Source organism: Streptomyces sp. NPDC004788 (assembly GCF_053601115.1).
Window position 1 is genome coordinate 31,446 of record NZ_JBSGBF010000070.1, and the last position, 12,133, is coordinate 43,578.

Annotated in this window: 6 protein-coding genes and 1 pseudogene; 5 read left to right on the top strand and 2 right to left on the bottom strand. The window is 65.7% G+C overall.

Annotated elements, in window-relative coordinates; all coding sequences use genetic code 11:
- Nucleotides 1–51: 51 nt before the first annotated feature.
- Nucleotides 52–7,722 carry a golvesin C-terminal-like domain-containing protein gene (locus tag ACWEJX_RS26595; RefSeq protein WP_451609935.1) on the bottom strand — a complete coding sequence of 2,557 codons (7,671 nt, stop codon included), beginning with the start codon at nt 7,720–7,722 and terminating at the stop codon, nt 52–54.
- A gap of 1,385 nt (nt 7,723–9,107) precedes the next feature.
- On the opposite strand from ACWEJX_RS26595, the gene ACWEJX_RS26600 reads away from it, so the two are divergent.
- On the top strand, nt 9,108–9,515 hold the full coding sequence (locus ACWEJX_RS26600; protein ID WP_451609930.1) for a hypothetical protein: 408 nt from the start codon (nt 9,108–9,110) through the stop codon (nt 9,513–9,515).
- A 109-nt stretch (nt 9,516–9,624) separates the two neighbouring features.
- Here ACWEJX_RS26600 and ACWEJX_RS26605 read toward each other — a convergent pair whose 3' ends face one another.
- Nucleotides 9,625–9,903 carry a hypothetical protein gene (locus ACWEJX_RS26605; RefSeq protein WP_451609931.1) on the bottom strand — a complete coding sequence of 93 codons (279 nt, stop codon included), beginning with the start codon at nt 9,901–9,903 and terminating at the stop codon, nt 9,625–9,627.
- A 55-nt stretch (nt 9,904–9,958) separates the two neighbouring features.
- Here ACWEJX_RS26605 and ACWEJX_RS26610 point away from each other — a divergent pair, with 55 nt between their 5' ends.
- The 4 genes and pseudogenes from ACWEJX_RS26610 (at nt 9,959) to ACWEJX_RS26625 (ending at nt 12,104) form a co-directional block, all read left to right on the top strand.
- Nucleotides 9,959–10,591: a L,D-transpeptidase family protein gene (locus tag ACWEJX_RS26610; protein WP_451609932.1), complete on the top strand. Its 633-nt coding sequence runs from the start codon at nt 9,959–9,961 to the stop codon at nt 10,589–10,591.
- A gap of 460 nt (nt 10,592–11,051) precedes the next feature.
- Nucleotides 11,052–11,221: pseudogene (locus ACWEJX_RS26615) on the top strand (IS5/IS1182 family transposase); the annotation flags it as partial.
- Nucleotides 11,222–11,320: 99 nt separating this feature from the next.
- Nucleotides 11,321–11,656: a hypothetical protein gene (locus ACWEJX_RS26620; protein WP_451609933.1), complete on the top strand. Its 336-nt coding sequence runs from the start codon at nt 11,321–11,323 to the stop codon at nt 11,654–11,656.
- Nucleotides 11,657–11,678: 22 nt separating this feature from the next.
- Entirely contained in the window at nt 11,679–12,104 is a 426-nt protein-coding gene (locus ACWEJX_RS26625; RefSeq protein ID WP_451609934.1) for a hypothetical protein, read from the top strand.
- Nucleotides 12,105–12,133 lie beyond the last annotated feature (29 nt).

The window sequence follows — 12,133 nt, forward strand, 5'->3', positions numbered from 1 at the left end:
AGGGGCGGCCGAGCGGGTCGAGGGACTCGATCTAGCTACGGGCAGACATGGCTAGAACACCGGAGCCAGCGGGACGACCGGAATCGGTGCACCCGAGCCGGGAGAAAATGGGCTCTGCGACCAGTCGTGGTTCTCGATGTTGCGGTGCCACCAGTCCCTGAATCCTTCGACCATGTTGTCCGTGTTGATCAGAGGTTTGGGTTCGGCGACGGGTAGTGGAACCGTGACGGGATCAGGAAGTGGATTCGCTCGGGGTGTGCGATCCCACTGTTCGTACGCAATAACCGATGACGAGACCGATGATGACCTTGCGGTCACCCACTCCTCTGGCTTCTGAAAATTGACGGAAGCTGCGCCGGGAAGAGTGAATCCCGCCTTCACGGTTCGATTATCCCCGTTCTTCTTCAACTGCTTCTGCAGGAACTTGACGTACCTCTCTACCTCTCTCTTCCCCTTGCGCTCCTCGTTGCCCGCTTTCTTCGAGTCCCAGATGTACACGGTGTCTGCGGTCCAGTAGATGAGATCCGCTTTACCGGTTCCCCCTCCGCCGCCGGCGCCTTCAATATAGTTGCGTGAATCGGTGGGGCCTCCAGAGGCGCTGAGATCCATGGATACTTCGCCTGCTCCGCCAGGCTGCATGCTCATCAGGTATCCCGCCATCAACAGAGTTGCCGTGTCGTGGGCTCCGTTGAACTGCGCGAAATAGCACTTTGCGCAGAGGGAGTCGTAGAGCTTCTTGGCGTCCCCTGAGCAGCTTGAGCAGATGTAACGCCCGCCATCATCCGGTCTGTGCCCGTCCAACTCGACCAGGCTGGTCGGGTTTCCGCCGGTGAAGGCGTAGCGGTTGCCGGTGTACGGGTCGGCGCCGAGCCCCATGTCGGCGAGGGCGCCGTTGTAAGTGTCCCGGGTGGTGAAGCGATTCAAGCCCGGGTTGTAGTCGCGGAAGCCCATGTCGTAGGTGCCGGACTGGGCGTCCCAGCGCTTGGCGTTGAAGCGGTAGGGGTTGTAAGCCTCCTGCGTCGGGTTGGCGGTGTCGGGCTTGTCGATGCCGGTGAATTCGGACGTGTCGTCGTTGCCGTAGGCGGTGTAGCCGTAGGTGGCCTCGGTGTCACCGGTGCTGCTGGTCAGGGTCTCGACGTCGGTGTGGCTGTTGTAGCCGTAGTAGCCGTCCTCGGTCGTGCCGTCGGTGTTGCGCTTGACCTGGGAGAGGCGCTCGCCCCACGGGCTGTACTGGTACGACTTGGTCAGGACGCCAGCGACCTCTTCGTTCAGTACCTCGTTGGACAGGCCGAGGTAGGTGAAGTCGGTGGTCTTGCCGTCGGCGGTTTTGGAGGTGGTGCGGTCGAGCGGGTCGAAGGTGTACTTCGTGGTCTTCATGGACCCGCCGTCGAGCTTGCTGCTCTCGATGACGTGGTCGAAGCCGTCGTATACGCTCCGCTCGATGACCTGACCGCCGCTGGTGACGGACTCCTGGCGGCCGAAGGGGTCGTAGTTGTAGCTGGCGGAGGCGCCGGACGTTGTTGCGCTCAGCAGCCTGTTGCGGTCGTAGGTGTACGTCGTGGACGTGCTCTTGACCGTCTGGCTGATGACGTTGGCGTTGTCGTCGTGGACGTAGGTCTCGGTGCCGGCTCCGTTGCCGGTCTTGACCGACTTGGCGAGCCGGTCGGCCGGGTCGTAGGTGTAGTCGGTGGTGGAGTCGAGGTACGCCGCGTGGTTGTCGGCGTTCATCTTCTTCGCCACGTCCTGTGCCTTGTTGCCGTTGGCGTCATAGGCGTAGGTGTGGGAGGAGACGAGGGTGCCGTTGGGCTTCTTCTCGGCCTGGGTCTTGAGGGCTGCGTTGAGGTAGTAGGTGTAGTCGACCGTGTTGCCGTTGGCCTTGGTCTCCTGCAGCCTCAGACCGCGGTCGGTGTAGGTGTACCTGGTGACCTTCGGGCTGGCGTCGGTCGCCGTCTTGCCGACGGAGACCGTCTTGACCAGTTCCCGCAGGTCGTAGGTGTACTTGGAGTACTGGTCGGGGTGGGTGACCGTCTCCACCTGGCTGTTGGCGTCGTAGGTGTAGGAGGTGGACTTCTTCTCCTGGCCGGCCAGCGCCTCGGTCACCTTCGCGAGCTGGTTCAGACCGGTGTAGGTGATGGTGTAGGTGTCGATCTTGGCACCGGAGGAGGTGTCGTCGATCGAGGTCAGGTTGCCGTTGACGTCGTAGCTGTAGGCGAAGGTCTTCTTCTCCGCGTCGGCGTCACCCGCGTTGTCGCGGACGAGCTTGACCGCGTCGGCGACGACCGCGCCCGCGCTGTTCTGGAACAGCTGGAGCTTGGCGGTGTTGCCCTGGGTGAAGGTGTACGAGCCGAGGCTGACCCAGGTGCCGGCGCCGGCGGCCTGGCTGATGGTCTTGTCGGTGGTGCCGGTGGAGTGTGTGACCGTGTACTTCGCTGTCGTCGCCGCCCCGGTGACCTGGGGGTACTTGACGTAGGCGGTGTAGGTGCCGTCCTTGGGGATGTTGAGGGTCCAGGTGAAGGCGTCCGTGCCGGTGCCGGCGGCGTGGACCTGGTGGTCGTAACCCTGCTGGCCGGTCAGATTGCCCTTGGTCCAGGTGCCCGTGGAGGTGGTGTTCTGGGTGTCGGAGTTATCGACGAGCACGACAGCGCTGCCGACCGGCACACCGTCGTCCGACTTGGACTTCAGCTTGCCGTCAGGGAAGTACGACCACGACATCGTGCGGTTGGAAGAGCCGCCGGCCGAGGTGAGCGTGCGGGCGGTCTGCTTGCCGAGCTCGTTGTAGTCGTACGTGGTGACGATGTCCCACGGGTCGGTGGACGACTTCGCCCAGCCGTTGTCGAAGTAGCTGTAGGTGGTGTCGTTGCGGACCGTCTGACCTTCCGACGGCGGCATCGAGGTCTTCGCGACCCGGCCCACGGCGTCATACACGGTCTGGGTGTAGACGTTCGGGTTGTTGTAGCGGGTGTCGGCGGGGTCGTAGGGCTGGAACTGCTTGACCGGACGGTTCAGCGCGTCGTACTCGGTACGGGCGGTGAAGTCGTCCGCGGCGGCCGTGTCCACACCGCGCGGGGTGATCACCTTGGTGGTGTTGCCGACCTGGTCGTACTCGTACTTCGTCGTACGGTACGTGATGCTCGGGCTGGTGCCCGTGTACGGGACCTTGACCTGGGTCTGCTTGCCGCGCTCGTCGTAGGTGATCTCGGTGGTGTTGTTCTCGGCGTCCGTGGAGGAGACGACCAGGGAGTCCTTGTCGTAGGACCGGCTGGTGGTCTTGCCCGCGGCGTCGGTGACCGTGGTGACCCGGTGGTTGAGGTCGTAGGCGGTCTTCGACGTGTAGTCGGTGGTGTCCGCGGTCGTGTTCTTCTTCGGGTCGATGACCGTGGTGACGTTGCCGACGTTGTCGTACGCGTAGGAGACCTTGTCACCAGCGGCGTTGACCACGTCGGTGAGCTGGTAGATCTCGTCGTAGTTGTTCGTGGTGATGAAGTCGTTCGGGTCCGCGGTGGTCGCGTTGCCCTTCGGCTCGGTGGTCGTCCTGAGGTTGCCGACCTTGTCGTAGGTGTAGACGGACTTGCGCTCCGGCCCGGTGGTGGTGTCCTTGGGCGCGGTCGCCTCGGTGATCTCGTCCGCCGCGTCGTACACCGCCGTCGAGACCGCGCCGTTGGGTGCGGTGGAGGCGGTGACGTTGTCGTTGGCGTCGTACACCGGCGCCGGTGTCGTGATCAGTACGCCCGCGGCCTGGTCCTTGGGCACCGTGTTGACCAGTGGCCGTCCGAACGTGTCGTACGTCTGCGTGGTCTTCTTCCCGAGTGCGTCGTTGGACTCGGTGACCTGGCCGCGCTCGTCGTAGACGAACGTGGTCGACTTGCCCAGTGCGTCGGTGATGGTGGCCGGGTAGCCGGTCGGGCCGAAGCCGCTGTTGGTGGTCGGGTTGCCGTTGGCGTCCGTCGCCTTGGTCAGCTGACCGTAGGCGTCGTACTCGTACGACGTGGTGTAGTCACCCGCCGTCGTGGTCGCGACACCCTTGGGGTCGGTGACCGTCTTCAGGTTTCCGAAGGTGTCGTACCCGAACTGCCAGGCCCGGCCCTCCGGGGACGTCTTGCGGAACAGGTCGGCCGAGAAGCCGTCGGCGCGGGTCTGGTACTCGTACTTCGCCGCGTTCGCCGGCCACTTGGTGGTGTCGGAGACACAGGTGGCCGTCTGGTCCGGCACGCCGGCCTTGTTGTTCTCCGCGTCGCGTTGCCAGAGCGGATAGCCCGTCTTCTGGTCGTAGCAGTACGCGGTCTTCGCCCCGTTGTCCTCCTCCAGATACGTGACGTTGTTGTCCGCGTCCCACGACATCTTCGTCGTCTGGGACTTGGCATTCGTCGTCTGGACCGGGCGGCCGAAGTCGTCCGTCACGTACGTCGTGGCGTGCGACTCGGCGTCCATCACCGTCGTGTCGGTGAACTTGGTGTTCGCGGTGTCGGCCGTGTACACGAAGCCGGTGTCTCCGCCGAGACGGTCGGTGACGGTCTTCGTCCACCAGTGGTACTTCGGGTCGTCACCGGTCTGCGGCGCGTAGTACGTCAGCTGCGTTGCGTTGCCACGCGGGTCGGTCACCTTGACCAGCTTGACGTTCTTGTTGCCCTGGGTGGCGTCGTAGGTGAACTTGAAGACCTTCGGCTGCGACGAGCCGTCACCGTCGATGAACTGACCCAGCAGGCCCTTCGTCGTGTAGAAGAAGGAGACCTTGCGGCCCGAGATGTCCGTGACCGACTTGATGTGGTCGTAGATCTTGGAGTTGGTCAGGTTGCTGCCGGTGATCTTGGCGCCCGTGTCGTCGATGTAGTCGTACGACGCGTCGCCCTTCTTGTAGTAGTCGACCGTCAGCGACTGCCGGCCCGCCGGGTCGGTGATGTAAGTGAGGAACTTCGTCGGCTTGTTGTTGGACTTGCGCTCCTCGTACGTGTACGTCTGCGTGTTGCCGTTCTTGTCGATGATCGACGTGAGGTAGCCGTCGCAGCCGAAGAGGAAGCGCGTGCCGTCGGGGCGCAGCAGCGTCCAGGCGTCCGGCACCGGGTCCTTGTCCGGGGTGCAGTCCAGGCCCGCCTTGGCCGTCACCTTGTAATGGACGCCCGCGGGGGCCTTCCAGCTGCCGTCGGGCTGCTTGGTGAAGACGTGCGTGGTGCCGTCACCGTCGGGCAGGCGGATCTCGGTCGGGTTGGGCTTGGGGTGGAACTCCAGTGGCGCGCCGAGCCGGATCGGGCCCGCCAGCTGCGCCGACCAGCCCGCACCGGTGACCGTGTCAGAGGTGTCCAGCGAGTTGTACGCGAACCGGGCGAAGGTCGTCAGACCGCGGCCCGGGTTGGTGAACGCGTTGTACGACCACACGCTGTTGCCCGAGGACAGGTTGTTCATCACCGTCGAGCCGGCGCCGGTGTTCTTGCCGGTGTAGGAGTAGAACTTCTCCAGGCCCAGCGCGTTGGAGGTCGGGTCCTCGACGGCCACGTTCTGCTTCAGCGGCGGGATCGAGGTGTTCGTCACCGACAGCCAGCTGCCGTCCGAGACCTTCTTGACGTCCCAGCCGAGCACGTACTCGGTGCGCTTGCTGCCCGAGTCGGAGTTGATCGGCGTTTTCACCGTGGCCTGGATCGTCGCCGACTGGCCCGGTGACAGGGCCGGTATGGCCGTGGACGCCTGGTTGCCGCCGGTGGTCATGTCCGTTCCGTCCGGGAGCTTCCAGGTGTACGACAGGACGCGCTCACCGGCCGCCCACGCGCTCGACGTGGTGTTGGTGACCGTGAAGTCCACCGTGTACGTGGAGTTCGGGGTCATCCGGGCCGGAGTGGTCGGCGCGTAGTATGTGTCGTCCGTGGTGGAGTCGACGTAGATCACCCGCAGCAGCGGGCCGAGCTGGTAGTCGGACGCCTCCGAGGCCAGGAACAGGGTGCGTTCCTGCGGGCCAGTGGTGGACTCGTCCTTCAGCTTGATCAGGGCGCCGTGGTTGGACGTCGGGGTCTTGATCCAGCCCTGGGTCAGCGATGTGGCGTCCCACCAGTGCCGGCCGACCTCGGAGACCTGGGCGACCGTGTCGGAGACGGTGCCTGAGTAGTCGCCGCCGGCGGCCGTCCATGCCGTGGTCGACGTGGCGTTGTTCCAGGTGGCCTGCGTCTCGGTGAAGTCCTTGTTCAGGCCGTGGAGTTCGTAGATCGCGCCGTTGGTGTCGGTGGTGGTCTCCGCGCCCCACAGGAAGAGCCGCGACTCCAGGACCGTGGCCGTGGTCGGGATGGCGGTGGTGGTGAAGTCCATCACCGCGCGGGCCTTGCCGTACGTGGTGGAGTTGTTGCCCACCTCCAGCCATTTCTGGCCGACGCCGAAGGACTGGATGGTGTCCTCGTTCGTCGTGGGCTGGGCGGAGGACAGGGTGGTGTCGGCGACTCCCGTGGTGCCCTGGATCAGCCGCATGGTGCGGCCCGCCTTCGGCACGCCCACGACGCGGGTCGGGGAGCCGAGAAGCTGGCCGTTCTTCGTCTTCACCGCGAGCTGGTAGTAGTACGCCCGGCCGATCTCCGCGGAGGAGGAGTCCGGGGTCGGGGTCGCGGTGGTGTCCGTGTAGGCGGTGACGCTCTTGTCGATCGGCGCGACCAGGGTCGCCGCGGACGGCGTGAACGCCTGCTGCGTGGAGCGGTGCAGCTGGTACTCGACGATGTCGTAGCCGGTGTCACCGGTGGTGTTGCCGTAGGCCTTCCACGACAGCTCCGGGCCCGTGGAGTGGATCACCGTGGGCGAGTTGAGGGCGGTGCCGACCTTGCCGTACGTGACGGTCAGCCGCGGGATCGTCGAGTCTTCGCCACCGTAGTCGCCGTCGCCGGCCTCGTAGCGCGGGCCGCCGGTCGGGGCGGTGGACGACTCGTCGGCGGCCTTCAGCACGAAGCCGTTGTTGGCGTACGTGCCGTTCAGCCAGCCCTGGACGGTGTCGGTGACCGGGAACCTGTGCCACTGGTTGTACGCACCGGCGCTCTTCACGATCGACGCCGGGTCCACCCAGCGCACCGCGTCCGCGATGACCGCGGTCGAGGTGGAGGCGGGGCCGTCACCGAGGACGACCTTGCCCGTCGTACCCGCGTTGAAGTTGATCTGCGAGCCGTTGTTCAGTGAGGCCCACACACCATTGGTGCCGGTCTGCTGGTTCACCGTGTACGTGGCGGTGCCGTCCTTGGACGTCACTGTGTACGGGGCGTTGGTGGCGCGGTCCGTGGCGGCGACGTAGTGCACGTCGACGCGGTACGACGCCGTCTCGGGGATCTTCGGCTGCCAGGTGTACGTGTCACCGGCGACCGAGTCCTTGTTCGCGCGGTAGTCGGCGCCGATGCCGTACTGCGCCAGCGACGACGTCGACAGAGGCCAGCTGCCGGTCGCCGCGGTGGTGCCGGCGTCGCCGTCGTCGACCTGGACGCTGGTGCCGGACAGCTCACCCACCAGAGAGCTGGTGTTGGTCCAGTTCGCCGTGGCCTCGTCCCACGTGCCGGTCGCCCGGTAGGCGCCGATGGTGACGTCGTTGGCGTTGGTGGTGTGCGCCTGGTCGTAGTACATCTCCAGACGCGCCGAGTCGATCTTCGTACCCGAAGGGATCTCGCTCAGCGGGAACTTGATCAGCGAACGGGCGATGCCGGTGTCGGTCTTGCCAGCAGCCAGCTTCCACGTGGTGTTGAAGTTCGTGGACGCCTGGTCCGACAGGACCATCGCGTCCTGCGAATCCGTCGGGGAAGGCGCGATCGTGATCGTCGGGTCGATGACGACCGGATACTGCCGTTCCTTCGCCGCGAGCCACGCGGCGTCTGGCGTGACGGTCAACTTCCAGCGGTCACCGTCGCGGGTCAGCCGCTGGGTGACGCGCGTGCTGTAGGTCTTCCCGAAGACGGACGCGTCCGCCTTCTTCGCGTCCGTCATGTACGGCGCCGGGATCACCATCACCGGGGTGTTCGGCAGCTCGCCGTACAGCGCGATCGAGCCATCCCTGCGGGCCTTGGGAGTGAGGCCGGCGGTATCCAGGCTGAAAGCGAACTTCAGCGGACCGGTGGGCGGTTCGGCGAGGGTGATGTTCTCCTTCACACGACCCGGACCGACGCCGTACTCGATGTCGGCGCCGCCCACGGTGTCCCGGTACGTGACCGTCGAGCCCTTGACCTCGGGCTTCAGCTTCTTGCCCGCGCCCACCAGGCCCAGGGTGACCGAACGGCCGTCTGGTGCCTGGAACCGCACCAGCCTGCCGGCGTCGGAGCCGAACCAGCTGCGGCCCTCGTTGGTGGTGTTGGCGAAATCGAAGCCCTGCGCGCCTGAGGACCGGACCGTGGTGTCGATCGCCTTCCAGGACGGCGAACCCGCGTCCCGGTAGGAGGTCGGCACCGCCGACAGCTCCGCCTGGACCCGGCCGTCCGACAACTGCCAGAAGCGGGCGCTGGAAGTGCGCCGGTCCGTCAGCTCCTTGACGCGTAAGGCCTTCGTCGCGTTCGTGCCCTTCGGCAGCTTCTGCCGGTCGGCCACGCCGAGCTCGTCATGCGACCGTGGTGTCTCGATCGTGCGCTCGTCATCGTCTGTGAACCAGCTCTTCACGGCACTGGCAATTCCCTTGCCGTCGCCGTCATCGGATGCGGGCGCCGCGTATGCGACCTGGGGTAGCGCGCTACTGGTGAGCGCGGCCACAACCAGGCACGCAATAAGCCTGCCCCTTGTGGTTATCACTGCAACCCTTTCCTTTTCTACGACGTCATAACAGGTGTCCGAAAACATCCGGCGTGCGCCGATGAGCAGGCCAGACGTAGCGGCGCCGCAGGTTGTAATCACTCAGATGACGCCATGTCAAGCGATGTCATAAGTCCGACAATTCGCCATTCTCGCAACATCGGCGCCCGATTTATCCCCACACTTGCGAACGCTCCACGTCATCGCATATAAGGAGCCGGTTCCGGAGTAGAAAGGGAATTCGCGTGGGCGAGGAAAAACTTTCGGACAGCGCTGCCAAAAATGCATGCGAAAAGGCGAGGGCAACACCGGAATCCCGGAATGTGCCGGGAAATGCGAGGCCCTCGTCCGCCACCGCCGCCCGTCCGCGTCCCGGCCGTGCCGGGTTGCTGATACCCGGCGCCGCACTGGCCGTGTGCGGCGGACTGCTGCTGTACGGCGTCCTCGGACACGGCGGCGGGGGCGAGGAGGCGGTACGTCCGTCAACTCCCACCGCCTCCGTCACCTACGAGGTGACCGGCACCGGTATCGCCGACCTCACGTTCCAGGCCCGCAATGAGTCCGGGCAGGCGACCGTGGTCAGGGGTGCGCGGCTGCCCTGGCGCACGACCGTCGACATCCCGGTCGGCCAGGACCCGCTCATCGGCATCCTGCTCGGCAAGGATGGCGGCACCGCGCGCTGCACCCTCGCGATCCGTGGCAGCCACGTCCAGAGCGCCACGGCCACCGGGTCCTTCGGGCGCGCCACCTGCGCCGGCACGCTTCGCGCGACGGCCGGTCGAACGCAGGGCTGAGTCCCGACCCGGTCCTCCTCCCTGAACCCCGTTTCCCTTCCTGCCTCCTCGGCTCCTAGCTCTCGAAGGTTTCTCTCGTGCTGCCCGAAACATCCACGCCGGCCCGCCCTCAGACTCTCCTCCCTCGTGCCCGCAGACTTCTCGCCGTGACTGCCGCCGGCGGGGCGCTGCTCCTCGTGTCCGGCTGCGGAAGCGACGGAGGCGACGCCCCGGCCGCCGAGCAGGTGGCGGACGGGGCGACCGGCTCCACCGCGACGCCCGGCGACTCGGCGAGCGGGTCCGCGTCGCCGTCCTCTTCGGCATCGCCCTCGGCGTCCGTGTCAGCCACCGCTGCGCCGTCCTCGTCGGCCTCCGCCTCGTCGTCCGCGTCCGCTTCCGCTTCCGTCAAGCCCACGGTCGGTGCGTCACCGAAGCAGACGTCGTCAACGGCCCGGACCGGCAGTGTGAGCGGGGGCACGCAGAGTTCGACCACTACGAGCGCGCCGAACTTCCCCGTCCCCGTCCAGGTGGGCGACGCGACCCAGATCATCACCGTCAAGGCGAGCGGTTCCTACGCCACGGTCACCGCCTGGTCCAAAGGATCCTCCGGCTGGAAGGCGCAGTTCGCGACGAGCGCTGGTCGGGTCGGGTCCAAGGGCGTGACGGACGGGACGACGCGCCAACAGGGCACGTACACCACGCCGTCGGGCACATACACCATCACCGAGGGCTTCGGCGTCGAGGCCGGCGGCACGAGCATGCCGTACCACGTGGTCGACTCCGACGACTGGTGGGTGGAGGACCCCGAATCGCAGTTCTACAACTCGATGCATGGCGAACAGGGCGCGGACTTCCCGCTCACCGAGGCGGGCGACCGGGGCAGCGAGCACCTGATCAACTATCGGACCCAGTACGCCAAGGCGCTGGTCATCAACTACAACCGCTGGCCCGCCACCCCGGGCCGGGGAGCCGGCATCTTCCTGCACGTCAACGGGGCAGGAGCGACGGCCGGCTGCGTGTCGATCCCGCGCACGACGATGGACAAGATCATGGTCTGGATCCGCCCGGGCGCCCACCCGCGGATCGCCATCGCCTGAGGTAACGGAAAGCGACTACGGACTCGATGCCGGGGTTGGCTCCTCTTTCCGGAGCTGACCGCGGCATGTGAGTTGGCGCCGGCCCGTGCTCGGCGAGGGCCCGCTGTTGATCATTAGGTGTTGTGTGGACAACCGACAGCGAACCGCAGTTCGCCCAGAAGCAGACGCACGTCGTCAGCTGCGGGCTTACTTACCACTGAGCCGGGCTTCCCATCTGCCCTCCGCCCGCCGTTCGACTACGCAGGGCTCCGCGCCGCCGGGTCCGGGACGACGTAGCCTGGGGTTGTCCTAACGGAGGTTGGTGGAGTCGAGGGGTGGCAACCGAGACAACCCGCTGCCGAGAAGATCAGCCTTAAGCCGAACGATTGCCATTGTCCGTGCGATCTCGGCGACCTCGTGCTCGCAACATGACCGCACCGACCCGGTCCCCGGGCCTGGCCTGCCTGATCAGTGGCGCGTCCGGCACCGGTGGGTCGTTTGAGCGGACCGATGTCCTGGCTGGCCGGCTTCCGCAGCCTCCACCGCCGCTACGAACGCAAGCCTGAACGCTTCCTGGCCTTCGTCGGCATAGCCACAGCACTCATCTGGCACCGGTGGCTGGCCAGAATGTTTCACCGACGACGGCGATGATCCCTGGACTCGCTAACCTGTGCACTCGCTGAGACCATTTCGACTTCCGCTGCCCACAGGTAGGGCCCCGGCTGCGGTGCAGACAGGGCCCCGTGTGGCTTGGCCATGCTGAAGTCCAGAAGCGCGGTGCTGAAATCCACGGCGCTGTCAGAGCTTACGGGCCAGGTGTTCGAGGAGGTACCGTTCAAGGCTCCCAAGCCCGTGGGGAAGCCTCAGAACCTGAGAGGCTTCGGCAAGGCATTCGGGATTGTGGGTACAGGTGCCTCGGTGGCCTCGTATCCGGTGAACGTCTATAAGTACGGGTGGGAAGAAGCTTCGAAATCCGCCGTGGAGTCACTTCTTGATCCATTTGGGGTGTCCGACGAAATGAATAACGGTTATGGTGTCCGGTGCGTGCTGTGGGGTGAGGGATGCCCTGCGCCAGCCATTGCCTGAACGGCGAGAGGAGTGAACCCCAGTGATCACGGCTGATGATTTCCTCACCCTTCTGGTGGAGCGCGTTCCTGAGGCAAGGCCGCTCGTGGAGGAGAAGTACGGGCTTCGGGCGGGCGAGGCACCACCGACGACGGACAGCGGTCTGGACCTCTATGAGAATCTGCTTGACCTGCTGACCAGGGAGCTCTTGCAGCCCGCTCTGGAGAAGGAGGAGCTCGACAGCGATCTGCTGCGGCGGTGTTTCGACCTCGTGGAAGACGTGTACAACATCCCAGGAATGCACTCGTCTGGCGCGGTGTACTTCACGGTGCTGGAAGGTCTGCTCGACTCTCGCCGGTATCTGACGGCCGCGATCCCGTTCCTGAGCGGGAACAGTCGGGACCGAGTGTCGAGCATGCTGGAGCATTACGAGGTCGAAGGGTACGAGCGCGGCCTGCCGCCCCTCTGACGAGACGCCGACGCGGCGCCCGGTGCTCC